The organism is Flavobacterium ponti, from assembly GCF_042652765.1.
In the GTDB taxonomy this organism is placed as follows: Bacteria; Bacteroidota; Bacteroidia; order Flavobacteriales; family Flavobacteriaceae; genus Flavobacterium; species Flavobacterium ponti.
In genome coordinates, this window is the sequence record NZ_JBHSGW010000004.1 from 359,336 (window position 1) to 386,129 (window position 26,794).

Below are 26,794 nucleotides of genomic sequence, written 5' to 3' on the forward strand. Positions count from 1 at the left end.
ACTGTTTCAAAAGTTTCAGTTTGCAATTGATATTGAAGTTTAAAACTCTTCAACCGTATCACAATGATAATGTTTGATTTCTTTTTTCTTTGGTTCTTGTGTTTTTAAACCTTTATTCTTAGCTTCAAGAAGAGCATTAATCAATTCACTACGTTGTTTTTGGATGGTTGCTAATGTTTCATTTTCTTTTTCCAAATCGTAGAAAATAGTTCCATCAACGATTGTTTTTTCAGCTTTAGCATAAATTGATAATGGATTATCTGACCAAAGCACAACATCAGCATCTTTTCCTACTTTTATACTACCAACTTTATCATCCACTTGTAAAAGCTTTGCAGGATTCAATGTCACGAAATTCCAAGCTTCTTCCTCTGGAACGTTTCCGTATTTAACCGCTTTTGCAGCTTCTTGATTTAAACGTCTTGACATTTCAGCATCATCGGAATTAATAGAAACCATAACACCTTGACTTTTCATTAAAGCAGCATTGTAAGGAATAGCATCATTTACTTCAAATTTATAAGCCCACCAATCCGCAAAGGTAGAACCACCAACACCATGTTCGGCCATTTTATCCGCTAATTTATAACCTTCTAAAATGTGTGTGAACGTTTGAATTCTGAAGTTATAACGTTCCGCTAATTTCATCAACATATTTATTTCAGATTGCACGTAAGAGTGACAAGTGATGAATCTTTTTTTATTGATGATTTCGTTTAAAACTTCCATTTCAATATCAAAACGTGGCATAACTTTATTTTTAGTTTTACCCGATTTGTATGTTTTCCATTCTTTATCATATTCTAAAGCACGTGTAAAATAATCTTCATAAACTTGTTCAACACCCATTCTTGATTGTGGAAAACGACCGCTACCCCAATTAGATTGTTTTACATTTTCACCTAGAGCAAATTTGATGTATTTTGGAGCATCTTTCACAATCATTTCTTCTGGTGAATAACCCCATTTTAACTTCACAAAAGCTGCACGACCACCAATTGGATTGGCAGAACCATGTAATAAGTTAGAAGAAGTTACTCCACCAGCTAAATTTCTATAAATGTTGATATCATCAGAATTTACAACATCTTCAATAGTTACTTCAGCAGAAGAATTTTGTCCACCTTCATTCACACCATTTGAAATAGCTATATGTGAGTGTTCATCAATGATTCCAGCTGTTAAGTGTTTACCAGTTGCATTGATTTCTTTGGCATTTTTGGCTGAAAGGCTTTTACCAATTTTGACAATTTTACCGTTTTCAATTAAGACATCGGTTTCTTTTAAAACACCCTCTTTTTCTCCTGTCCAAACTGTTGCGTTTTTGAAAAGTAACGTTTCTTGTTGAGGTTTTTGATTATTTCCGAAAGCTAAATTTGGGTAAGTAACAGGAACCATTGCTGGTACTTTTGGTTCATCCTCATTGTTATCTTCTTTCTTTTTATCGTCAGGATTTTCGGAAACTTCTCTTTTAGTAGCTCTCCATGTTGTTTCTGTTCCATTTTCTAAAACAGCTTTTCCTTCTAAATAATTGAACGTTTTGTTACCTGTTAGTCTGTAATAACCTGAATTTATAGTATCCTTTGTTCTAATCACTAAATTTATCCAAGGTTGATTATAACTCAGTTTGGTTCCGTAATTTAAACTGTCTTTAGTGACTTTTGCCTCTAATTTTTCAAGTTCTCCTGATATTTTTAAGTCGAAAGATTCATTGTTGAATACTAAATTATAGTCACCACGAATGTCTTCCACATTCATTTTGTCTAAAATGTTTCTATTTCCTTGTACCCAATTTTCATGAATTTTACTGTCTTTTTCAAAAATATCACCTGAGACTATAATGAAATTGGCCAAAGCTCCTTTTTTCAACGTACCTAAACTATTTGATTGGTTCATTAATTTAGCTGGAGTTTCCGTTAGAGCAGCAATTGCCTTTTCTTTGGGTAAACCATAAAAAACAGCTTTTCTTAGGTTTTCTAAAAAGTCTTTAGCTTCTTTATTATCATAAGTCGTTAAAACAAAAGGAACGTTATTTTCTGCTAAAATCCTTAAATTGAATGGAGCTTGATTCCAAAATTTCATGTCGCTTAAACTAACTTGTTGGGCCAAATAAGGATCAGAAACATCATAAGCTTCAGGAAAATCTAAAGGAATAATGTAAGTTGCTCCTGTGTTTTTAATTTCATTTATTTTTTCAAATTCGTTTCCATTTCCTTTGATTAGGTAGTTTACTCCAAATTCTTTTCCAATTTTCGAAGCTCTTAAACTGTTTAATTTATCACCAGCATTGAAAATTTGAATTAGATTTTTATTGGCATTAAAACTTTCTAAAGCCAAATCTTTTGTTTCAGAAGTTCCTTGAGCGTACCATTTTCCATCGTGATAAACTTGACGAATTAAAGCCATACTTCCCATCAATGAAGATGGATATGATTGTCGAGAAAATTTACTTCTTGAGAATGTGAAGTGTTGGGAAATTTTATTGTTTAGAATACGAGTTGCGTTATTTCCATCATCATTCAGCGTCCAAAGCAAACCTGTTCCTGCAATAACTCCATCATTATGATGACTTAAAACTGTTCCAAAACCAATGGCACGTAATTTTTCGGCACTTTTTGATTCATAGTTTAAGTTTTCAAAAGCATTGTAATCAGGTTTGATGTGGTCATTCCAATAATATCCTTCGCGAGAAGCATCATATTGAGCAGATGAACCTCGTTCTGGTTTATCGGTTGGTTTTTTGATTCCAAATTCACTAAAAACATCAATGAATGAAGCATAAATTGTTTTTCCGGTTGCATCAATTATAGTTGCGTTTTTAGGAATTGAAACGGTTGTACCAACTTCTAAAATTTTACCCTCTTTAAAAAGTAAAGTTGCCTTTTCTAATTTTTGAGTAGATGAAACATAAATTGTAGCATTAGTTATGGCTACATGGTTTTTGAAAGATTGTTTTACACCATCATTTTTGGGAAAATAATCTTGTGCCTGAATGGAAATGCTAAAGCAAATCAGGAATAGAAATTTAATGAAACGCATTTAATCGCATATTAGAATTAAGCGATAAATATAGGCAATTAAGTAAGTATAAAAAATTTTTGTGAATTACAATTTACAAAATTCCTCTAGCTTTTATTTCGAGATATTTATTAATTACATCCAATGTTAAATTTTCTGGTGAAGTTAAGACTGAATAAATTCCATATTTTCTTAACTCATTTACAATTAGACGTTTTTCAAAAGCAAATTTTTCTGCGATGACTTTGTCATAAATTTCTTGAACTGTGTTGGCTTTTTTGTCTATCAATTCATTCAGTTCAGTGTTATTGAAGAAAACTATAACTAATAAATGATTTTTTGCCATTCCTTTTAAATAAGGAAGTTGTCTGTGTAAACCATCAAGTGTTTCAAAATTGGTATAAAGAATTAACAGACTTCTTTGGTTGATTTTGTTTTTGATATCAACATATAAACGACTGAAATCACTCTCAAAAAAATCGGTTTTGATGTTGTAAAGACTTTCCAAAATGAGATGCATTTGGCTTTGTCTTTTTTCGGCAACTATTCTATTCTCAACTTTTTTTGAGAAGGTTAACATTCCAGCTTTATCGTGTTTTTTTAGAATGACATTCGATAAAACTAAAGTTGCATTAATAGCATAATCTAAAAGACTTAAACCGTTGAAAGGCATTTTCATGACACGACCTTTGTCGATAATCATGTAAACATTTTGTGATTTTTCATCTTGAAATTGATTTACCATTAATTGGTCGCGTTTGGCTGTAGCTTTCCAGTTTATGGTTCTAATATCATCCCCTTGAACGTATTCTTTGATTTGTTCAAATTCCATCGTATGTCCAATTCTCCTGATTTTTTTCAATCCATATTGTGATAAAGAATTCGAAAAAGCCATCAAATCGTATTTTCGTAATTGAATGTAAGAAGGATAAGTTGGAACTAATTGGTTATTGGCAAAACTGAATCTCTTTGATGTTAATCGTAAAGGAGAACTTGCAAAAACATTTAGATTTCCAAAAAAATATTCACCTCTTTCTGTAGGTCTTAAAAAGTATTTGTATTCGTCTTTAGAATTTGCATTAATTCGTCTGAAAACATTAAAATTTCTAACTTGAAACTGAAACGGAATTTCATCAATAATTCTTGTGTAAATAGGGAAAGTGTATTTGCTTTTTACTCGAATTATAATTTCATTTTCATCACCATTTGATAGTTTTTCTGGAGTTTCTCTAAAAGCTTCAATAGGAGATTTGGCTTGAAAAAGCAATAAAACATCAATTAGTGTAAAGACAATTAAAATATATAAAAGATACCAACTTGCATTGTAAAAAAGTGGAAAAAAATAAGACAACACAAAACAACCTATGTTACCCATTAGGCAATAGAAAAAGAAATTAGTAAGGTAGAGTTGTTTAAAAAGTTGTTTCATTTTTTTAAAATAATTATCTAGGAATTTCTACAGAATCGATGATTTGTTTGATGATTTCGGTACTGTTTAAGCCTTCCATTTCTCTTTCTGGAGTAACTACAACTCTGTGTTGCATAACTGGAATTGCAGCTTCTTTAATGTCGTCTGGTGTAACGAAATCTCTTCCTTTGATAGCGGCAAAACCTTTAGAAGCATTTAAAATTGCAATGGAAGCTCTTGGTGAAGCTCCAAGATATAAAAATGGATTTTCACGCGTGTTTAAAACAATTTTTGCAATATATTCTATAAGATGTGGTTCAATTAGAATTTGTTTTATCAATCCTTGAAAACTCAAAATATCACTTTGAGAAACAATTTTTGCAATGTCTGCTAATTTATCTCTGTTTTGTAACTCATTTTCTTTTTGGATAATCGCAACTTCTTCTTGTAAGTTTGGATAACCAATGTTTATTTTAAACAAAAAACGGTCTAATTGAGCTTCAGGTAAACGATAAGTTCCTTCTTGTTCAATTGGGTTTTGAGTAGCAATTACAATAAATGGTTTGTCTAAAAGATAAGTTGTTCCATCTGCTGTGATTTGTGTTTCTTCCATGACTTCAAACAATGCAGCTTGAGTTTTAGCAGGAGCACGGTTGATTTCATCAATCAAAATAAAGTTTGAAAAAATAGGTCCTTTTTTAAATTCGAAACTCGATTTTGATAAATCATAGACAGAAGTTCCGATAATATCAGAAGGCATCAAATCTGGTGTAAACTGAATTCTGTTAAAATCTAACGATAAGGTTTTAGACAATAATTTTGCAGTAATTGTTTTTGCAACACCAGGAACACCTTCTAACAAAACATGTCCGTTTGCCAAAATAGCTACTAATAATTGATCAATCATTTTTGATTGTCCAACGATTACTTTACCAATTTCTTCTCTAACTTTTTGAAGACTATCTTGTAAAGGTGCTAAATCAATACGATTGTTGAAATTTAAATTTTCGTTTTCGATTTCTTCTATATTATTTTCCATAAAGTAATTATTTGTCTTATTTGTGGTTTAATTTTTCGATGGCAAGATTTAATGTAACAATATCAGATTCATTACAAACTTCCTTTCTTCTTAAGTGATTTATTAATTGAACTAATGTTGCAATATCTTCTTTTTTATGTCCAGATTTGTGCTGATAACGATTCGTGAAAGTAGCATCGAGTTCGGTTGTATCAATTAAATATTCGTTTCTTATTTTTTCTAGGAAATATATAATTTTTTTATCAATAATGTTTTTGTGATTTCCTTCTTGATAGTAGAGGTTTCCAATAGTTTTTGTAAAATCAACGGTTGTGTTTCTTAGTGATTGAACAATTGGAATTACACGCTGTTTTCTTTTGGCATTAAAAACAATAAAAATCAAAATGCTAATTAATGAAATATACCAAGCCCATTTTAAACTCGATTGGCTTAAAATATATCGCATAATTGATTGATTGAGCTCGCTGTTATTATACGATTTGGCAAACCAATATACTTTATCTTGATTTAAATAAGAACTAATTTGCTCAACATATTCATGGTTTTTATCTTTCAACATATAATAATTGGTAAAAACTATAGGTTGAGTATGCAAATAGAAATTTCCACTTTTATAAGGAACTTTTATAAAGTTCGTCAAATTTTCTTTTGTACTATTTTGATGTCCTAAAACTACAGTATTTGTGGTGTCAATTTTAGAGAAATATTTGGTAGAAACTCCTTTTGAATAATAATAATCTTTTGGGTTTAAGTTTTTATTGGACACATTTAAAGCAAATGAATCCATAAAAATGTTACTTGTTTCAATTTCAAAACCAAGAGTGTCTTTTAAACTTTTTGAAAAGAAAGTTGAGCTTATAAAAACATCGTTTCCTCTGCTGGCATAATAAAAAAGTTCGTCAACTGAAGAATCATCAATTGTAAAATCTTCATTAATATATAGAATATCACCTTTTACGGTGTAAGTTGAGTCTTCGTAATCATATTTATCATAAAAATATTCATAAGGAGTAGCATTGATTTTTGTGATTTTTTGATTAGAAAACAAATTTTCACTTTCTTGACTAAAAACATAAAGTCCAAACGGAATTTTATCATTTAAAGCAAAAGTTGGAGTCCAATTGATTGGTTTTGGTCTGTTTGCATCAACAAATAGTATTCCTATTAAAATAAGAACCAATATAAAGATATATATTTTTAGGCTTTTATTCATATTACTTTTGAATGGCTTTTAGGAATGATTTTTCTACTTTTTCGAAATCGGTTTCAGACACAGCAAATTCTCCGTACCAAGAATATTCATAGATATAAGATAAGAATTGAAATTCTGATTTTGTTTCAGGATTTTTAATTTCATATAAATAATCTGAATTGGTTTTTTCAATATCCCATTCAATGATATGTTTATCAGACATAGATTTTAATAGCCATAAATAATAATATCTAATGGAAGTTCTGAATTCTTTACCTGATTTTGATTCTGTAATTAATTTTTTGAAATCTATGGTATGAATGTTTTCTTCCACTAAATCCGTAACCTTAATTGTCTTAGAAGATTTTGAGAAAATCCAACCACCTTCTTTGTTAATGATAATTTTTACAATCATAAAAATCACAAAACCAATTATTAAAAACGCAATAATTTTCATTACTATTTCAAGACCAGAAAGTGATCCATCAGCACTGCTAAAGTCAAATAATTCTCTAAAAAAATCACCAACATTTTTCCAAAACCTATTCCAAGCAGATAATTTTGAATCGTCTACTTTAGTTTCATATTGAAATTCATTAGAAGTGTATTTTTCGTTGAATTTTGGGCTGAATTCTTTTACTTTGATGTTTTCTGTATCATAGATTATTTCTTCTTTTGGATGCAACGAATCGTTTTGTCCAAAACAAAAAGCAGTAATAAAAAATAAAAGAGATAAGAATTTATTCACTAAGCTATATTAATAAGTTAGGTGTTTTTAAGATTTATTTTTTTGTGAACTTTAAAAGGATAAATTAAATAATAATAACTTATAGCACTTAAAGTAGATAGTATGATAAAAACACTTAAAAAATGAGGCATATCAATAGAATATCTTGTAATAAAACCTTCTAGGAAACCAGCCATTAAAGTAAAAGGCATAGTACTTAAAAAGATTTTAAAAGTATTTTTAAATCCAATTTTGAATGAATTAAGTCTTGAAAATGTATTTGGAAATAAGATACTTGCTCCTAGTGCAAAACCAGCTGCAGCTTCTATAACCATTGCAAAAATTTCCATTGATCCATGAATCCAAATTCCTCTAACACTTTCCCAAAAGACATTTTCTTTGTAAAATAAATACTGAAAAGTGCCTATCTTAATGCAATTAATAATTAAAATATAGAAAGTTCCAAAGCCTAAAAATATACCAAAAAAATAGGAGAGAGCGCCAACTCGAAGGTTGTTAAAAGTAATACCAACAAAACTTCCCCAATTACTTCCTGATTTATAAACGGCAACTGGATTTCCATCTTTAATATTTTCTAAAGACATATTTACATATGAATCACCTAATATTAATCTAACGAAAGTATCATCATTTCTAGCAGAAATTACTCCGATAGCTGTTAAGATACCAAAAATTAAAAAAGCATATAAAACATATCTTCTGTATTGATAAACTAACAAAGGAACTTCAGTTTTAAAGAAATAAATTAGTTTATTTGTGTCTTCTCTTTTAGTTTTGTAAATCTTTTGATAGGTTTGTGAAGCTAAATGATTAAGATAAACAACGGTCTTGCTTTTTGGATAATAAGTTTGTGCATAAGACAAATCATTAACCAAATGTATATACAAACTGGCTAAATCGTCAGGATTTTTTTTAAGATTTCCAAAAATAGCTTGTTCAAATTCAAGCCATTTTTCTTTATTTTGTTTTATGAATGCAACTTCTCTCATTAGAGGCTAAAATAAAAAATATGAGTCAATTATCAATAACAACTACACAAAATGTTACTATAAATTTCACAGCTGCTTCTGTAGGTTCTAGAATTGCTGGTCAACTACTTGATATATTGGTTCTTATAGCTTATTCGGTAGTCATGTATTATATCATTGACATATCTGGTTTGGATAAAAATTTTGGAAGCATGGATGGTTGGTCTGTTAGTGCAATAATGATTATGTTGTTTTCACCAGTTATTTTTTATACTTTACTGTTAGAAAGTTTGTGGGAAGGACAAACCATTGGAAAAAAAATAATGAAAATGAAAGTCATTAAAATTGATGGTTATCAAGCAGGTTTTGGTGATTATCTAATTAGATGGCTGTTTCGATTAATTGAAGTATTGATAGGAAATGGAGTAATTGGATTATTAGCCATAATATTCAATAAGAAAAACCAAAGAATTGGTGACATTGCTGCAGGAACAGCTGTTATTACTTTAAAAAATAATATAAACATTAATCATACGATTCTTGAAGATTTAAATCAGGATTATGTGCCAACTTATCCTTTGGTTATAAAACTTTCAGACAATGATGCTCGAATTATAAAAGAAACTTTTGAAGTTGCTGTGAAGACAAGAGATTTCGGAACTTTAATAAAATTGAGAGAAAAAATAATTAGTGTAACAGGTATTAAAAATCAATTAGGTAACGATCAAGATTTTATTAGAACATTGTTGAAAGATTATAATTATTACACACAAAATATGTAAGATTATCTTGTCAAGTACAAATAACCTACTAAAGGTTCATTATAATCAGGATCATTCAAGTAAATTACATAATAATATGTTCCAGCTGGTGCATATTTTTCATCTACTCCATTTTCTACATAACCATCCCAATCTGGTTTTCCTTGATTTCCTGTCCAAAGCCATTTTCCCCAACGGTTGTATATTTTGACTTCAAAATTCAGGAAAATATCTCTTAAACCTTCTATAAAAAAAACATCGTTATAACCGTCAAAATTTCCTGAAACATAGTTGTAAACTGTTGGAGGACAATTTCGAGTAGTTAATAAAAAAGAAGTAAATCCGTAACAATTTTCATTTTCAATTCGAATATAAATCTCTTTTGGAGTTGTATTGGCAATGTAATTTGTAGTATTAATTATAGGATTAGTTTGATTAAGAGCATCATCAATAGTTTCATAAAAATAAACTTCTTGATCAGAATCTGTTTTTACTAATTCTTCATAATGTGAAAAATCAAAAGTTCCTTTGGTTAAACCTTCATTACAAGACACCAAATTTTCTAAAGTATTGAAAGTCGGTGAACTGTTTTGAATTATAGCTTGACTATCTTCGTTATTATCTTCATTAATTTCGATTACAATTCCATTTCCTGTTCCAATATCATCTACAACAAATTGCAAATCAAAACTAGAAGGAATACCAAAAGGTAATAATATACTAATTTGATCACTCCAACTTCCGTCTATAGGAATAGGTGTCAAAGTTTCTGTATATTCAATAAATTCACCATTCGCATAAATAGCAATTGGAGTTCCAGCAGGAAGAATTTCAGTTGAATTTACATTATAAACCGTAAAATCAACCAAAAGTATATTAGAATTACATGCTTGATTAGTCGCGTCAATTGAGATAGTTGCATCAGGTAATTGGCTGTTTAACTTGGAAACAATAGCATTAATCATCACAAAATCTTGATTAGATGTCATTTGAATATCAGCAGAAGTATCTCCAATAGCAATGTTATTTTGAATGTTATAAATATCCAAATCCATATTATATAAAATAGAACTATTAGTTATAGTATTAGTTCCATTGAAAGCATTAGTTGGAGGATTTAATGCATTACTTAAAATATTTCCATTAATTGAAAGCGTTTCGTTATTAGCTAAACCAACATCACCTTCCCAAGCAAGAAATCCAATTTTTGCATCATTATTATCAATTACATTGAGAGAATTTAGAGTAATATTCAATTGAGTTTGTTGTTGAGAAACTACTTGTAAACCATCATAAACATTTAATTGATTTAGAGGTAAATTAGGATTGTAATAAACTACAACAATTGCCCAACCAGAAAAGTTTGTTTTGTTTTGATAATGAAGATTGATAAAACTCGTAACATCTAAATCCGATAAAGTATAAGTTCCGTTTCCTGTAGTTTGAATTTGAGTTGTTATATCTGCAAAAGCACTAAAAAAATTAAACTGAGTTTGTAAAACGTTACTAAATGTTCGTTGAGCACTAATGTCAACACCATTTAATTTAACATCAAAATCACCAGTTCCACAACCAGCCCAATATAAAAATGCTTTTTCTACAACATCACCAGGTTGCAAAGTAAGTGTAGCAGCAGAAGTAGTAAAAATAGTTGGAGTAGGTTGATAGGTGTTTTCTTGAGGATTCATAGTGTTTCCTAAAAAAGTAAAATCATATCGACCGTTAAATTGTTCGTACAAAGAAACATTTTGTCCTTGCATATTTATGGTAAATAACAAAGATAAAATCAGTATTTTTGAAAAAAATAAAGAGTAGTTTTGTTTCAAGATTGATTAATTTTGATACTAATTTATTAAAAATTAAGTTATTCAAGTAAGAATTTAACTTAATTCACAAAAAAGCAACATTTGTAATAAAAAAATAATTGTGAATAACCTCACTATAAAGCATTATACATCAGAATATTATTCTCTTTGGAATGAATTTGTTAGCAAAGCAAAGAATGCAACATTTTTATTTCACAGGGATTTTATGGAATATCATGCTGATAGGTTTAACGATTATTCCCTACTTGTTTTTGATGAGAAAGACAATTTGATTTCAATTTTACCAGCCAATAGAGTAGGAGATTCAATTTTTTCACATCAAGGACTGACTTATGGAGGTTTTGTTTTTTTAGAACACATCAAGTTAGGTCATGTTATTTCTATATTTAAATCAGTTTTGAGTTTTTTGAATCAAAACAGCATTTCAAAATTACATTTAAAACAAATTCCTCCAATTTATTTGGATTGTTTTACCTCAGAAATTGAATATTGTTTGTTCATTGCTAATGCCCAAATAATTAGAAGAGATAGTCTAGCCGTTATTGATACTTCTAAATCTTTTAAAATAGCAAAATCGAGAAAAGAAAATATTAGACGTGGAACCAAAAATAAGCTAGAAATTAGAGAAGAATTGAATTTTGAGTTGTTTTGGAATGAAATTTTAATTCCTAATTTAAATAAAAAACACCAAGCAAAACCAGTTCATACAATTGAAGAAATAATATTATTACAAAAACGTTTTCCTGAAAATATCCGACATTTTAATGTATATCATGATGGTAAAATCGTTGCAGGAACTACTGTTTTTATTTCAGAACATGTAGCTCATCCACAATATGTTTCGGGTAATGAAACTAAAAATGAATTGGGAAGTTTAGATTATTTATACCATCATTTGATTACAGAAGTTTTTAAGAGTAAAAAGTATTTTGATTTAGGACCTTCTAATGAAAATCAAGGAAAAAACATTAACCAAGGACTTTTATTTTGGAAAGAAAGTTTTGGAGCTAAAATAGTGGTTCAAGATTTTTATGAAGTTGAAACTGCAAATTTCGGTTTGCTTGATACAATTATGCTATGATAAAATTCCTCGATTTACAAAAGATAAACGCTCAATATCAAGATGAATTTCATCAAAAAATGCAATTGGTTTTAGATAAAGGTTGGTTTGTTTTAGGTGATGAAGTAAAACAATTTGAGGCTAATTTTGCTAATTATACAAATTCAAAATATTGCATTGGAGTAGGAAATGGTTTGGATGCAATAGTCCTAATTTTTAAAGCTTATATCCAATTAGGATTGATGCAAAAAGGAGATGAAGTTATTGTTCCTTCAAATACTTATATTGCTTCAATTTTAGGAGTGCTTCAAGCTGATTTAGTTCCTGTTTTTGTGGAACCAAAATTGGAAACTTTCAACATTAATCCAGATCTAATTTCAGAAAAAATAACCTCAAAAACCAGAGTCATTTTGCCAGTTCATTTATACGGACAATTATGTGAAATGGATAAAATTTTCGAAATAGCAAAACAACATAATTTAATTGTAGTTGAAGATGCTGCTCAATCACACGGAGCAATTTTAGAATTTAGAAATCAGAATTTAGAAGTTAGAAATGCACAAGCGTATAGTTTTTATCCAGGGAAAAATTTAGGAGCTTTGGGAGATGCTGGAGCGATAACAACAAATGATGAAGAATTAGCAAAAGTGTTGTTTTCTTTAAGAAATTATGGTTCAGAAAAGAAATATCATAACGAATTTATAGGAGTAAATAGTCGTTTAGACGAAATTCAAGCTGCTTTTTTGAATGTGAAGTTGCCTTTTTTGAATGAAGAAAATAACAATCGAAAAGAAATTGCAAATCGATATTTGTCAGAAATAAAGAACGACAAAATTATTTTGCCTTATTGGGATTTTTCAAATAATCATGTGTTTCATTTATTTGTGATTCGAACAGAAAACAGAGAAGTATTACAAGACTATTTAAAGAAAAATGAAGTTGAAACCATGATTCATTATCCCATTCCACCTCACAAACAAAAAGCATTTGAAGCATGGAATAATTTGTCATTTCCAATTTCAGAAAAAATTCATGATGAGGTTTTGAGTTTGCCAATTTCTCCAATAATGACTGATGATGAGGTTAGCAAAGTCATTCAAGTTTTAAATCAATATTGATAGCTATGATTAAAAAAATAAAAGATATTTTTTTTATAAAATTTAGAATTTTAAAGTATAAATGGCTTTCCAAATGTAGAAACACAATTGGCAAACCTAAATTATATCACCCTTTGTTAATGGAGGGAAATGGTTTAATTGAATTTGGTACTAATGTACAAATTGGAGTTAAGTCATCCCCAAATTTTTATTCACACTACTCTTATTTAGAAGTAAAATTTTCTGAAAGCAAAATTAAAATTGGCAATAATGTTTCAATTAACAATAATTTTTCAGCAGTCTCATTTTCAAAAATAATTATTGAAGATGATGTTTTAATAGGTGTAAATTGCAGTATGATTGATACAGATGGCCATCAACTTGAAATTGATAAAAGAACAATTGGAATTCCAAAAACGGAAGAAATAGTTATTTCTAAAAACGTATTTATTGGGGATAATGTTTCTATTTTAAAAGGAGTAAAAATTGGAGAAAACACTGTGATTGGATTTGGATCAGTGGTGACAAAATCAATTCCTGATAATGTAATTGCAGCTGGTAATCCTGCAAAAATTATTAAATCTATCTAATAAATGGACATATTAATAAAATCTTTTAATAGAGCTTATTATCTTGATAGGTGTTTATATTCGATTGATAAGCATGTAAAAAATTTTGATGGAAAAATTTACATTTTAGATGATGGAACTCCACAAATATTTTTAGACAAAATCATTTCTAAATATCCTCACGTAATAATTAAAAAATCTGAATTTTATGAGGAAAAACAACTTTTAATTCAAAAAGGTTTAAAACCAAAAGAATATTTAATTCCAATAAATTTATGGGTAAATGCAGCAAAAGAAGCTTCAGATTATTTTATTTTAATTGAAGACGATACTTGGTTTATTGATGATATTAACATTGAAGATGTTCAAAAAGAATTAAGAGAAAATAAGGTTGTACTTTCAAAATTATATTGGATTGGAAACCCTAAAATAAATGTCAATAAAAAAGCCGAATTGAAACGAAATTTGGTTATAATAGAACCCAAATTATTTTCAAGAATTCCAGCTGTTTATTATTTTGTTTTTTACAAGTTTAACAGATTCAAAATTAGAAGAATCCTTCATTTGTTAAAAATTAATACTTTAGATAGACAGTTATCTTATTACACAATTTATGCTGTTGCTGGTGCTATTTTTAAAAGAGATTATTTTAATAGGTTGTGGGATAATCATACAAATGTTGTTGATGAAGGACTTCAAAAGTATCATGCCGTAAAGATATTATTTAAGGAAAAAAAGAAAAATAAATATGCACATTATAAAAAAGAAATATTAAAAACGGGCTTTATTTCTTCAGCTACCAATCAAAATAAAGAACATTATAAAGGAGATGTGGATATGTTTGTTTTTAATAAAATATTAAACGAAGCTTGGCTTGAAGACTCTTTTAATACAATTCAATCGCTTCCTTTTGATATAAAAGATGAAGATGTTTTTAGTGTTTTAGAAAATGATAGTTTAAAAAGAATTCAATCAAAAAAATGGTTAAGCTGGTCTACTGCTTTTAAAAAACAATATCTAGAAAAAGGTTGTGTAATTGATTAATTCTTCGCTACAAATTTAATATGGAACAAGAAAACAACAAATCGTATCGATCTATACTAAAAGCAACTGGAGTTTTTGGGATGATGCAGGTTTCGAAAATGGCAATATCAATTGTTAGTTCAAAGTTTGTTGCTATTTATCTTGGTCCAATAGGTTTAGGTTTAGTGGCTCTTTTAAATAATGTCATTAATATTATTTTAGCAATTACTAATTTCGAGTTTTTAAAAACTGCAACTCGTGAAGTAGCTTTAAAATCAGTAGTTGAGGATAATTCACAATTAAATAATATAATTACTACTATTCAAAAAATGGCAGTTACAATTGGTGTTTTTGGAGCTATTTTTTCTATAATTTTCAGTAAATACCTTAGCTATTTCACTTTTGGAACATTCGACAAGCAACATTGGTTTATTATATTGTCAATATATTTTATTCTAACTAGTTTTTCAAATGCAAGATTGTCTTTATTGCAAGGTTTAAATAAAATTAAGATTTTAGCTTTAAGTAATATTATTGTTGCATTTATAACAGCAATTGGTTCAATTTTATTGTATTATTTTTTTCGATTAGATGGTATAATTTGGGTTGTTTTGTATTCTGGCGTTGTCTTATTTTGTGTTAATATTTACTTTACCAGAGAATATTCTTTTAAATTTTATCCTTTTGTTTTTAAAGAATTTTATAAGGAATCACTATCAGTTTTTAAATTGGGTTTTTTGATGTCTTTAAATTTAATTTTTGGACAAATTTGTTATTTTTTATTGCGATTGTACTTAAGTAATCATGGAGCATCTAATGAAATTCTTGGATTTTATGAAGTTAGTACTGTAATTATGGTTAATTATTTGGGACTAATTTTTTATGCGATGGCTTATGATTTTTATCCAAAATTATCAGCCATAAGTTTAGATGATCTTAAAGTAAAAAGTTTAGTTAATTATCAAATTGAAATTGCAATTATTCTAGTAACTCCAGCCATTATTTTATTATATATTATCGGTCCTTTTTTAATTAAAATTTTATATTCTAAAGAGTTTTTAGATTCTTTTTTGATATTAAAAATTGCTTTGTTTTCGGTTATACTAAAAGCTATTATTTTTCCTTTGGGCTATATAATTTTGGCTAAAGGAAATAAAAAAATGTATTTCAAACAAGCTTTAGTAGGTGATATGCTAAATTTGGGGTTTTCAGTTGTTTTATACCATTATTTCGAACTAATTGGAATTGGAGTAGCATTTGTTGTAAACTATATAGTGTATGGATTATATATCTACAATATGAATAAAAATCATTACAATTTTGATTTCACCAAAGAATGTTTCAAACTTATAAAAATAAACGTGCTATTAGGAGTTTTGGCAATTTTAATTATTTATAATTTTCAAGAGATTATTATGTATATTTTATTGTTGATTTTATTTCTGTTTTCTTTTGTTTTTTCTTTTATCGAATTAAATAAACGTATTGACATCAAAGAATTTATAGAAAATAAATTTAAAAAAAATAAGTAATTAGATATTCCATTTATTTAAATAGGTTGCAGCAATTTTAATATAATCATGCTCTCTTTTTACAAATTGACTAGCTTTTTGACCTATTTCAATCAATTTTGAAGGGTTTTCAATCAAATAAGAAAGTTTTTCGACTAGATAGTCTACATCAGGTAATGCATTAATAGCAACTTCATCTTCACTTAAATTGTAATACTCTAAAAACTCTTTATCAGCACCAGTAAAAACAACTTTTCCTTTTGCCATTGCTTCTAAAGCATTATAACCTTGATCATAACCATAAACTTGATCCAACAAAATATGACAATCATTATAAATGCTTATGTATTGCTTGTATGGAATATTTGTTGTGATTTGAATATTGACTTTGTTATTATATTTTTCTTCAATAATTTTCAATGCTTTTTCGAAAAAATGAACTCCTTTTTTATAAAAACTACTAGAATTAATACCTAAAAAAATATTGATTTTATTCAGAATTTGCGGCTCTTTATACTCAATTTTAGTTGTATTTATTGGATTTGGAATCATTCCAATGAATTTTGGATTTTCCTTTAATGGATTAACATAATCTAAATCTGAAGCTATTACACCTGAAATATTTTGATATAAAAAAGTATGGATTTTTTTATGATTTTCAGAAATAAATTCAAACATGTGCCAATACTGAACTTTTGTATTTGCAGTATCTTCAAAATAAGGATTCATAATAGAATATCTTTCCTTTTTTTGCAGCATATGATTTAACGTTATGAAGTCAACACCACAAGATAGTAAAAAAGTTTTTGAGTTTTGATTTATAAGTTTTTTTAAGAGAAAAAATTCAAATTTTCTAGTAGTTTGAATTGGAGCTTCATTAATTAATTGAACAACATCGAAGTTTTTTAATTTTCTAAGATGAAAATAAAATCGAATACCTCTTTCAAGATAGGAAATGTCAAATTTGGTAACTCTATAAATTATTTGTCTGGGAATATTTCCCAATTTGCTTTCACAAAGTAATGCTCTATTAGAAAAATCAGCAGGATAATTTTTAAAACCATCTCCACTATTTACTAGAACAACTTCATGACCTAATACTAATAATCCCTCTTTTAAAGAATTGTGCAACCTACTAAATTCCCCTACTAATAATATTCTCACTTAATTCTTATATTTGTAGCTAAAATACATAAAAAATGGCATTAGAGACAATAAAACCATTAAGAATTTGTTTGGTTTCAGTATCTCTTTCAGGAGGAGGTGCAGAACGTTGTGCAGCTAATTTGTCAAATTATTTTTTAGATAAAGGACACCTGGTTCATCATGTTGTTTTTGCTGGTGAAATTAAATATAAATATTCGGGTGAATTATTGCATTTAGAAACACTAAAAGATTCTAAAAACAGTTATTTTAGCAGATATAAAAGATTTAAAGCATTAAAAAAATATTTTAATGTCAATTCATTTGATGTTGTTGTAGACTTTAGGGTCAAGGAGCTTTTTTTACAAGAATTTATAATATCAAATTATGTTTACAATAAAAGTACATTGATTTATTCTATAAGAAGTTTCATGACAAATTTATACTTTCCAAATACTGATTTTTTATCAAATTTAATTTATAAAAATGCAAAAAAAATAGTTACGGTTTCTAAAAGTATTGAAGATAAAGTGCATGATAAATTTAAAACTTATCCTTTACAAACTATATATAATCCAATAGATTTTGAATATATAGATAATCTTATTAATGATAAATTAGATGAAGATTTTAATTATGTTTTAGCAATTGGAAGAATGTCAAATGATGTAAAGCAATTAGATAAACTAATTGAAACCTATGCTGCTTCAGACTTACCATTAAAAAACATCAAGTTGATATTATTAGGTGAAGGTATTTTAAAAGAAGAATATGAAAAATTAGCTTTAAAATTACATTTACAAGAAAAAATTATATTTAAAGGTAATGTCTTAAACCCTTTTATATTTATGAAATATGCAAAAATTGTTTTATTAACTAGTAAGAATGAAGGTTTTCCTAATGTTATTTTAGAATCTCTAGCCTGTGAAACACCAGTAATTGCTTTTGATTGTCAATCTGGACCAAGTGAAATTATTATTCAAAATGAAAATGGAATTTTAGTAGAAAATCAAAATTTTGAAGCATTTAAAGTTGCTATGAATGAAATGGTTTCTAATAAAGATTTATATTTACATTGTAAACAAAATGCAAGAAGTAGTGTAGAACGATTTTCATTGGAAAATATAGGAAATCAATGGTTGCAACTTTTTAACGAATTAAAATGATGAACATAGAAATAATAGATATTCCTAAAGTAGAAGATTATAGAGGTAACCTAGCCATTATTGAAAAAGATGTAGTTCCTTTTGAAATAAAAAGAGTTTATTATTTATATGACGTTCCAAGTTCAGCCAAACGTGGTGGACATGCTCATAAAGATCAATTCGAGTTTTTAATTGCTTTATCAGGAAGTTTTGATGTAGTTTTAAATGATGGAAAATCTACTCAAAAAGTGACGTTAAATAAACCAGATAAAGGCTTACTTATCAAAACCAATGTTTGGAGAGAATTAGATAATTTTTCTTCTGGAGCTGTTTGTTTGGTTTTGAATTCTGATGTGTTTTTGGAAGAAGATTATATTAGAAATTTTGAAGAATTTAGAAAATTTATTGGTTAATATTGTGTTAAATTTTTAATAAATTTTAGTAAAATTTATCTTACTTTATTTTTTTTTAATAAGTTTGATAAACTTAAAACAATATTATTTATGAAAAAATTATTTTTTACTACTCTTATGTTGTCATTCTTCTTGGCAAATTCTCAAACGACTATTTACAATGGAGATTCTTCATTAAATAATAACAGAAATGTATCATTAACAGGAAAGAATTTGAATTTCATTTCTTCCACAGCTAATGGAAATTTATTTATTAATGGCACATCTGGAAAAGTAGGAATTGGAACTAATATTCCCTACGGAAATTTTGATGTTAGAGGAGGATTAGCTGACGGCACAATTTTTTCAACGAATGACGAAAGATATGAAAAGTCAACTGTGTTGAATATTGGTTCGTTTGTAAACACTGAAAGTAAACGCAGAAATTTAGTTTTTTACGATATACCTCAATCTAATTTTAATACTCAATCCCAAGTTCACCTTGCTATTGAAGACAGAAGTGATTATAATAGATTACGCTTCATTGCTACTACTTCTGCGGGAACATGGTTTAGTCTATCAAATAGATTACAACAAGAGATTTTTACAGTAAATGAAAATGATGATAATGTTCAGTTTTATCTTGCTAAGCCTAATTCTTTTGTTGGTATAGGAACAACTAGTTTTACAGATGGGTCTGAAACTTATCATTTATCTGTAAAAGGAAAAGTAAGAGCTGAAGAAGTTAAAGTTTATAATACCTGGGCGGATTATGTTTTTAATAATGATTATAATTTAAAACCACTTTCAGAAGTAGAATCTTTTATTAAAGACAATGGACATTTGCCTAATGTTCCTTCAGCAAGTGAAATTGAAGAAAAAGGACTTATGTTAGGAGATATGACAAAAATTCAACAAGAAAAAATTGAAGAACTTACACTTTATTTAATTAAACAAAATAAAGAAATAGAAGAGTTAAAAGCTCAAGTAAAAATTTTATTGGAAAAAAGATAAATATAATTTAAATCTAAAATTATGAAAAAATTATATTTAAAAATATTATATATATTTATTTTTCTTATAAGTTTATCTACTTTAGGACAAGGAATAATAAATAATCATTGGCAATTAGGCCAAGTTGATTTAAATTTTACAAATCCAACTCCTTTAGCAAGTACAATCTCTAATGGTAATGGTGGATTAACATTCATCAGTGATGATTTAGGCAATTTATTGTTTTATACCAATGGGGTTGTTGTATGGAATAAAAATCATACAGTAATGCAAAATGGCTCTGCATTAATGAACATAGGTTCTTATTCAATAGTTAATAGTATAATTGTTCCTAATCCTGCGAATAACAATCAATATTACATTTTTACCTCATTTTACTTGACTCCATCAAATTATTCTCCATTTAATACTTATTATTCATACTCTATTGTTGATTTTACTAATAACGTACTTGGTTCAGTAAAAGATTTAAATAATTTTGAATTTAGCTCTTATGGTTTAAATCAGTATTCTAAGGCTTTTACTATACCATCTAGTACAAATATATTGATTGAAAATAGATATTATTATGGTCCGTTAACTGTTACAAAAGATGCTAATAATGAAGCTTATTGGTTAATATTACAAGATAAAAATAAGCTTTTAAGTTATAAAATTGATAATTCAGGACTAAATTTAACTCCAATTGAGTCAATTTTTTCAAATTATCAAATATATACACCAGGTCAATGGGATGCACAAAATTCAAGTGTTTATGGTCGTCAGAATTCTAAAATTAGAATGACACCAGATAATACTAGATTAATTGGATTAGAAATTCCTAGATTAAATGTAAGTGATCCATTATATTCTTATAGTGGGTTTTACAAATTAGATTTTAACCCTACAACAGGTGCTTTTTCAAATTTTCAATCATTATTAGGTAGTTATAGGGTGTATGATTTTGAAATATCTAATAATTATCAAAATATTTATCTTTTGAGAAATTCTTTAGCACAAGTTAATCAAACTATTAATGGTGAAGTATTAGTTAAAGATATTAATAATCCAAGTACTCCACTAAGAAGCTTAAATATATATGGTACTAGTACTACATCTTCAGGTTTTTCATCTATTCAAAAAGATAGAAATGGCAATATTCTTTTAAGTTCAAATTCTTCTATTAATAATGCAAATAAATATATTCATAAAATTGAAGATCAAGACAACTTTAGTACCTCTTCAGTATTAAGTAATTTTGTTTATTTAAATAACATTACTCTTGGAGGAATATTTCCACAATTAATTCCACAATTATCAACTTTAAATCAAAATTGCCAAAGTCTGACATTGAATACAGAGCCAAATACAGGTATTTTTACTTATCAAGATTATAGTGATATTACAACGGATGTAAACTATATTATAAATTTATCTTCACAAGATATAACAATGAAAGCTAGAGATTTTATAATATTAAAACCAAATACTCATATAGTAACTGGCTCAAAATTTTTAGCAAAAATAGAAAATTGTTCTAGTGGACGTTTTGCAAATTATTATATTGACGAATCTGATAATTTAGAGAATAATTTCATTGATTCTTCTTCTAAAGTAAAGATTTACCCTAATCCATCAAATTCATATGTAACATTTGAATCAGTTGGTTATACTATTACAAATGTAACAATAACTTCAACTGAAGGTTTTCAAGTTTTTGATAGTAGAATAGATAATACTAATTCATATCAACTAGATGTTTCATTTTTAAGAAAAGGAATATATATTGTGACTTTTAAAACAAAGGAAGGAAATACTTTTGTAGAGAAACTTATTAAAAAATAAAAAAGTTGTATATGATATAATAATAAAACTTTTTTAATCAATTAAAACAGCTACCTATTTGAATAAGTAGCTGTTTTAATTCCTTTATTCATTAATTCCATTTTGATTTTATCTAGAAAGAGAAGACTTTTTTTAGGTAAATATAATAATATAACTTGTTTCCAATTTAGATTTTTTAACTGAATGGGTTTGATAATTTTTTTCCAAAGTACTTTATCACCATCTTTTTTGAGTTTTTTTACCAAAACATATCGTAAAAAATCCAATTGTTTTTTTAAATCTATATTTGATTTTGCCCAATGCTCATATTTATCATAATCTGGAATTTGGTAGTGTAAAATAGAACTTCGTGTAATTTGGTTGTCTGTTTGCATAAAGTAACTCATTTGATTAGTGTTACTGTAAGCAAGCTTAAAAAAATAATTAGCACGAATATTAAAATCAATGTCTTGAGAAAACCTTATTTGCACATCATAATATCCTACTTTTTCAAAAACAGATTTATGAAAACAAACCGAACCATGATTGTAAATTCCTTGTTTAATATTAATTTTAAAAAAATCAATAATTCCTTCAAAATCATGGGCTAAAGTGTCTGAATTATTAAATGGTTTTAAGATTTTATCACCATATATTTCTTCATAATTAGTGCCAAATATTTTAGCTTCAGGAAAATTAATAATTAAGCGATGAATTGTCTCTAAAAAAGTTGGTTTCCACAAATCATCTGCATCTAAATAGGTAATATAATCAGCTTTCGCATTTTGAATTCCTGTATTTCTTGTAGCAGATAAACCTTTGTTATTTTCATGATGAATCAAAGAAATCCTTTCAGATAAAAAAGATTCAATTTTAGAAATACTTTTGTCTGTTGAACAGTCGTTTACAATAATAATTTCATAATCCGTAAAAGATTGATTGAGAATGCTTTTCAAAGCATTTTCAACATAATTTTCTTTGTTATATAATGGAATTATTACAGTAAAAAAAGGCATAACTTATAAATTATCCGTAAATATAAAATCAAAAACGGAATTCCAACCTACAAAATCAGGTTTATTTGGTGCAGTAGTTTTATCGTACACTAATTCATTATTTTGAAATAATGCTATTTTTTCAGACAAAGAAATTGGTTTTTTGGGATCAAAGAAACTTACTTTATCATATTTTCCAACAGTTTCTTTTGCATAAGGTAAGTCAGCAACAAAAATAGGTTTATTGAACTCTTTGGTTTCCGTCAAAGGCAAACCCCAAGTTTCAAGTTTTGAAGGAAAAATTAAAGCATCCATTGCTTCATAATAACCTGCAACTTCTTTTCGGTTAAGTTTTCCAATAAATTTAAAACAATTGTATCTTGAATATTTATCAAATATAGATTTAGCATATTTATTTTCATTTCCAGAAATAGTAAAATGAATTTCTAATTTATCTTGAATATCTTTAGGTAAAAGCAATATAGCTTCACAAATACATTCAAAATTCTTAAACATTCTTGGAAAACTTGGGTAAAAGAAGTTGACCTTTTTGTGGTCCAAATCAATTTTGCTTTTATCAATGACAACTTTTGTTTCTGGATATGCAACTTTGCAATTTTGAAGAGAAAACCATTCTTTAAATTGATTTTTAATCCAGTTTTGTTGCACAAAAACAGCATTGTTTTTATGAATATTTATTTGAGTTATATATTTATAAAATTTTGAAAAAAAACCAATTTTAAACCCCAAAAACCATTCTCTGTTACTTAATTTATAAAACGGAGAAGGATTGTGATAATAAACGAATTTTTTATGGGCAGTTACATTTGGAGATAAATCATGCATAGAAAACCAAATGTCAGCATTGAGTTCTTTGGATAATTTTTTAAAATAAAAATATTCATAATATAATCTAGAAAACCAAGATTTTTTTGATTTCGGAAACTCAATATATTCAACATTTTCAATTGAGAATAACTCTTTACTATGTACTAAAGCAATTATCTTAATATCTTTGTCTGAAGCATATCTTTCCAGTTGTTTCAAACAATCAGTCATTATTGAAAGTATTCCACTATCAACAACATTTATTCCAGAAATGACGATTGTTTTTGATGGATTCATATTTTTGCTATTTTTTTTCAAAAACGTATAGAATATTTAAACCTAATTCAAACCTTTTTTCTTTAATTAAATTGAAACCGTTGTTTATGAAAATTTCTTTAATGTTTTCTCTGTCAAAATCTTGATGATGCTCTAAATCCATTCCATCAATTAATTTAAAAAATAACAATATAGAAAGAATAGCATCAACTTTTTTAGAAGGAATTGTAACTATCACTCTTCCTTTATCATTCAATAATTTATAAAATAATGCAGCATTTTCTTTAGTTTTTTCAATAGGAATATGTTCTAAAACGGCTAATAATGTTATGGCATCATAGGTTTTATTGCTTTTAAAATCTTGCGGAAAATATCCAGGATATAAAGTGTAATTTTCTTTTAAAACAACAGCTTTTATTACATCGTCAATTCCGTCACCAGTTATTTTTCGGGTCTTTAAAAGGCTTTCAAACAATTCTCCATGATGACAACCAATATCTAAAATTGAGTTTCCAACAATACATTTTTTAGCTTGTCTTATACGTTCATTTTGAAGAATATAATCAATTTTTTTCATTTTTTAAATCTAATATGCTAAAGAAAAAGCTAAATAATACTACTTGAATTCCAATTACAATTAAAGAAACTGCTGGAATTACAATTCTCATGGTTTCTCGTACCTGTAAAGCTTTAAAGTTATGGTTTTGCCAAACATAAAAACCATATACACTCAATAATAATCCCGTTAAGGTTAATAAAAATCCAATAATTAGGCCTTTTTCAAGTTGAATGTATTTAAAAACAGTGTCATATCTTTTACTTTTGGGTAATAAGTTTTGAGTAATTCCAAAAACCTTTGTCAGTCCATAAAACATCACAAATTGAAATCCAACTATGGCTAAACTTGATGAAAATAATAAAGTATGAATATCAAAAATAATTGTGCCAATTTGAATGGGATTAAATAGTAGAATTAATGAAAGTAAAGAACCTAAAATCATCATTAATAAACCCGGAATTAGAAACAACCAATTTGGACTGAATAGCAATAAAAATCTAAGATGTCTCCATCCATCACTCCAAGTTTTTAAATGTGGTTTTCTAGTTCTTCCGTCTTTTTTTAATGTGGTAGGAACTTCAATTATTTTTAAATTTTGTAAGGAAGCATTTACAATCATTTCAGAAGCAAATTCCATTCCTGTAGTTTTTACATTTATTTTTTGATAGGCTTCTTTTGAAACACCTCTTAAGCCACAATGAAAGTCATTAATTTTAATTTTAAAAAATAATTTTCCTAAAAATGACAAAACTGGATTTCCTAGATACTTATGTAAAAAAGGCATCGCTCCTTTTTCAATTCCACCTTTAAACCTATTTCCTATCACCAAATCATTTCCTTCTCTTAATTTTTTTAAAAAAGGATTTAAATTACTAAAATCATAACTATCATCAGCATCACCCATAATTAAATATTTGCCTTTTGCTGCATTAAAACCTGCTTTTAGGGCATTTCCATATCCTTTTTGAGCTACATTAATAACAACAGCATTATTAGTTAATGCAATTTTTTGAGACCCATCAGTGCTACCATTATCTGCAACAATTATTTCTCCTAGTATATTATTTATTTGTAAAAATTTAGAGGCTTTTTGAATGCATATTTCTAAAGTTTCAGCTTCATTTAAACAAGGCATAACTATAGATAACTCTACTTCCATATTTTTAAATTTGAGGTTGATTTTTCTAAGAGATATGCAATGATAACAAATAAAACCCAATTATTGTAAAAAATATATCTTCCAATTATAGGTTCAACAATTGATATTAAAAGTAAATTGAAGAAAGTCAATAATCCAAAAATTAATAAAATTAAAAATATTTTTTTTGTTGTCTTTAAATAATTTAGAAAAGAAATTAATATCAAAAAAATAAATAGGAGTAAGTTGCTAATAGAGTAAAACCCATTATATAAATTTTTAAAAACAAAAGCAGTCCATTTTATAAAATGTTTTTTAAAAAGTACCAATGCAACTTTAGCTGTTATTTTATCATTCTTTAATATTCTATTTACTTGTTTATCATTTACAAAAAATAACTCACCATAATTACTTAGGGTTTTATTGCAAATAGAGGTGTAGTTTTTATGGTAAAAAGCAAAATCATAATCCTCTTTTTTTAATTGACTCAATAATAGTTTTTCGTTTTCTAGTTTTTTATATACATGCAAAAAGTATCTTTTTTCTACCTCATTACTAAATAGAATAGAATCATTTTCTTGTGATATAAACATTGGTAAAGCAGCCAATTGAATGCCTGTCCAAGGAGTTGAAACAAAATGATTGTGTACTGCTTTATGGTAGATTTTATCAGATAAAATACTTAAAACAGGAATGGTTATTATAAAAACAAATAGCGTCAATATTTTTTTAAATTGAAATCTTGTTTTGTAATGCTTTAAAGCTAAAACAATAAGTAGTAAAGGAATTAAAAACAAAAACTGCCCTCTGCTATTTATTAATAAAAACAAGATCAAACTTGCAAAAAAGTAATGTTTTGTTTTTATCTCTTTGGAGAAAATTATTGTAAAGAAAATACTTAAAAACACTAAATAAAGTGAATAAGATATACCTTCTGATAAAATTGAATTGGCAATCTTAGTTTCAAAAAAGATTGGTAAAAGTAGTGTTATAAATAATAAAAATAAATATATTTTATTAGTAATGAGATATTTCTGAAGGGTTTTAATAAATACTAATGAACTGCTAATAATTAAAAACAATTGTGAATATTTAATAATTGTTAAATAGTTATGAGTAAATAAAAATTTATGAATTTTGATAAAGTAAGGATAACCAAAACTTCTAATTATTGATGCATTTAAGTAACCTTCAGAGTCTGGCTTTATAATTGTTTCGTTACTATAAACAAATAAAACAGTAATTATTATAACAATAAAATAAAAAACTTTAAAATAATTA

General features: G+C 27.1%; 23 protein-coding genes. 10 read left to right on the plus strand and 13 right to left on the minus strand.

Features of this window, described 5'->3' with window-relative positions; genetic code table 11:
* Positions 1-39: 39 nt before the first annotated feature.
* The 6 genes from ACFO3U_RS07065 to ACFO3U_RS07090 all read right to left on the minus strand — a co-directional run bounded on the left by ACFO3U_RS07065 (position 40) and on the right by ACFO3U_RS07090 (position 8,394).
* Complete coding sequence (locus tag ACFO3U_RS07065; protein WP_379739780.1) at positions 40-3,039, minus strand: amidohydrolase family protein; 3,000 nt, start codon at positions 3,037-3,039, stop codon at positions 40-42.
* Positions 3,040-3,112: 73 nt separating this feature from the next.
* Complete coding sequence (locus ACFO3U_RS07070; protein WP_379739783.1) at positions 3,113-4,447, minus strand: DUF58 domain-containing protein; 1,335 nt, start codon at positions 4,445-4,447, stop codon at positions 3,113-3,115.
* Between the two features lie 13 nt (positions 4,448-4,460).
* Entirely contained in the window at positions 4,461-5,465 is a 1,005-nt protein-coding gene (locus ACFO3U_RS07075; protein ID WP_379739787.1) for an AAA family ATPase, read from the minus strand.
* Between the two features lie 16 nt (positions 5,466-5,481).
* Positions 5,482-6,678 carry a DUF4350 domain-containing protein gene (locus ACFO3U_RS07080; RefSeq protein ID WP_379739790.1) on the minus strand — a complete coding sequence of 399 codons (1,197 nt, stop codon included), beginning with the start codon at positions 6,676-6,678 and terminating at the stop codon, positions 5,482-5,484.
* Between the two features lies 1 nt (position 6,679).
* Positions 6,680-7,405: a DUF4129 domain-containing protein gene (locus ACFO3U_RS07085; protein ID WP_379739793.1), complete on the minus strand. Its 726-nt coding sequence runs from the start codon at positions 7,403-7,405 to the stop codon at positions 6,680-6,682.
* A 17-nt stretch (positions 7,406-7,422) separates the two neighbouring features.
* Positions 7,423-8,394: a stage II sporulation protein M gene (locus ACFO3U_RS07090; RefSeq protein ID WP_379739796.1), complete on the minus strand. Its 972-nt coding sequence runs from the start codon at positions 8,392-8,394 to the stop codon at positions 7,423-7,425.
* A 20-nt stretch (positions 8,395-8,414) separates the two neighbouring features.
* On the opposite strand from ACFO3U_RS07090, the gene ACFO3U_RS07095 reads away from it, so the two are divergent.
* Positions 8,415-9,155, plus strand: coding sequence for an RDD family protein (locus ACFO3U_RS07095; RefSeq protein ID WP_379739798.1), 741 nt, complete (start codon positions 8,415-8,417; stop codon positions 9,153-9,155).
* Positions 9,156-9,157: 2 nt separating this feature from the next.
* Here the strand turns inward: ACFO3U_RS07095 and ACFO3U_RS07100 are convergent, their stop codons facing one another.
* Complete coding sequence (locus ACFO3U_RS07100) at positions 9,158-10,894, minus strand: T9SS type B sorting domain-containing protein (protein ID WP_379739801.1); 1,737 nt, start codon at positions 10,892-10,894, stop codon at positions 9,158-9,160.
* Between the two features lie 166 nt (positions 10,895-11,060).
* Between ACFO3U_RS07100 and ACFO3U_RS07105 the strand changes: the two genes are divergently transcribed.
* Genes ACFO3U_RS07105 through ACFO3U_RS07125 form a run of 5 tightly spaced genes read left to right on the plus strand, consistent with a single transcriptional unit; the run spans position 11,061 to position 16,241 of the window.
* Positions 11,061-12,041: a GNAT family N-acetyltransferase gene (locus ACFO3U_RS07105; protein ID WP_379739804.1), complete on the plus strand. Its 981-nt coding sequence runs from the start codon at positions 11,061-11,063 to the stop codon at positions 12,039-12,041.
* Entirely contained in the window at positions 12,038-13,138 is a 1,101-nt protein-coding gene (locus tag ACFO3U_RS07110) for a DegT/DnrJ/EryC1/StrS family aminotransferase (protein WP_379739806.1), read from the plus strand. The genes ACFO3U_RS07105 and ACFO3U_RS07110 overlap by 4 nt, the downstream gene beginning before the upstream one ends.
* Positions 13,139-13,143: 5 nt before the next feature.
* Complete coding sequence (locus ACFO3U_RS07115) at positions 13,144-13,707, plus strand: acyltransferase (RefSeq protein WP_379739809.1); 564 nt, start codon at positions 13,144-13,146, stop codon at positions 13,705-13,707.
* Positions 13,708-13,710: 3 nt separating this feature from the next.
* Positions 13,711-14,730, plus strand: a complete 1,020-nt coding sequence (locus tag ACFO3U_RS07120) for a hypothetical protein (RefSeq protein WP_379739812.1) — start codon at positions 13,711-13,713, stop codon at positions 14,728-14,730.
* Positions 14,731-14,750: 20 nt separating this feature from the next.
* Positions 14,751-16,241 carry an oligosaccharide flippase family protein gene (locus ACFO3U_RS07125; protein WP_379739815.1) on the plus strand — a complete coding sequence of 497 codons (1,491 nt, stop codon included), beginning with the start codon at positions 14,751-14,753 and terminating at the stop codon, positions 16,239-16,241.
* On the opposite strand, the gene ACFO3U_RS07130 is transcribed toward ACFO3U_RS07125, so the two are convergent.
* A complete protein-coding gene (locus tag ACFO3U_RS07130; protein ID WP_379739817.1) occupies positions 16,242-17,384 on the minus strand; it encodes a glycosyltransferase in 1,143 nt (380 codons plus the stop codon).
* Positions 17,385-17,419: 35 nt separating this feature from the next.
* On the opposite strand from ACFO3U_RS07130, the gene ACFO3U_RS07135 reads away from it, so the two are divergent.
* From ACFO3U_RS07135 to ACFO3U_RS07150, 4 genes are all read left to right on the plus strand, one after another.
* Positions 17,420-18,529 carry a glycosyltransferase gene (locus ACFO3U_RS07135; protein ID WP_379739820.1) on the plus strand — a complete coding sequence of 370 codons (1,110 nt, stop codon included), beginning with the start codon at positions 17,420-17,422 and terminating at the stop codon, positions 18,527-18,529.
* Positions 18,529-18,921, plus strand: coding sequence for a sugar 3,4-ketoisomerase (locus tag ACFO3U_RS07140; RefSeq protein ID WP_379739914.1), 393 nt, complete (start codon positions 18,529-18,531; stop codon positions 18,919-18,921). Before ACFO3U_RS07135 ends, ACFO3U_RS07140 begins: the two co-directional genes overlap by 1 nt.
* A 90-nt stretch (positions 18,922-19,011) precedes the next feature.
* Complete coding sequence (locus tag ACFO3U_RS07145; RefSeq protein ID WP_379739823.1) at positions 19,012-19,914, plus strand: hypothetical protein; 903 nt, start codon at positions 19,012-19,014, stop codon at positions 19,912-19,914.
* Between the two features lie 21 nt (positions 19,915-19,935).
* Entirely contained in the window at positions 19,936-21,738 is a 1,803-nt protein-coding gene (locus tag ACFO3U_RS07150; RefSeq protein WP_379739825.1) for a T9SS type A sorting domain-containing protein, read from the plus strand.
* A 50-nt stretch (positions 21,739-21,788) separates the two neighbouring features.
* Here the strand turns inward: ACFO3U_RS07150 and ACFO3U_RS07155 are convergent, their stop codons facing one another.
* The 5 genes from ACFO3U_RS07155 to ACFO3U_RS07175 are packed head-to-tail and all read right to left on the minus strand — an operon-like array spanning position 21,789 to position 26,235.
* The gene (locus tag ACFO3U_RS07155; protein WP_379739828.1) at positions 21,789-22,733 is read right to left on the minus strand and encodes a glycosyltransferase family 2 protein; all 945 of its coding nucleotides are present in this window, start codon (positions 22,731-22,733) and stop codon (positions 21,789-21,791) included.
* A gap of 3 nt (positions 22,734-22,736) precedes the next feature.
* Positions 22,737-23,837, minus strand: coding sequence for a glycosyltransferase (locus ACFO3U_RS07160; RefSeq protein ID WP_379739831.1), 1,101 nt, complete (start codon positions 23,835-23,837; stop codon positions 22,737-22,739).
* A 7-nt stretch (positions 23,838-23,844) separates the two neighbouring features.
* Positions 23,845-24,393, minus strand: coding sequence for a methyltransferase domain-containing protein (locus ACFO3U_RS07165; protein ID WP_379739834.1), 549 nt, complete (start codon positions 24,391-24,393; stop codon positions 23,845-23,847).
* The gene (locus ACFO3U_RS07170; RefSeq protein ID WP_379739837.1) at positions 24,380-25,534 is read right to left on the minus strand and encodes a glycosyltransferase family 2 protein; all 1,155 of its coding nucleotides are present in this window, start codon (positions 25,532-25,534) and stop codon (positions 24,380-24,382) included. The genes ACFO3U_RS07165 and ACFO3U_RS07170 overlap by 14 nt, the downstream gene beginning before the upstream one ends.
* On the minus strand, positions 25,525-26,235 hold the full coding sequence (locus tag ACFO3U_RS07175) for a hypothetical protein (RefSeq protein WP_379739840.1): 711 nt from the start codon (positions 26,233-26,235) through the stop codon (positions 25,525-25,527). Before ACFO3U_RS07175 ends, ACFO3U_RS07170 begins: the two co-directional genes overlap by 10 nt.
* Positions 26,236-26,794 lie beyond the last annotated feature (559 nt).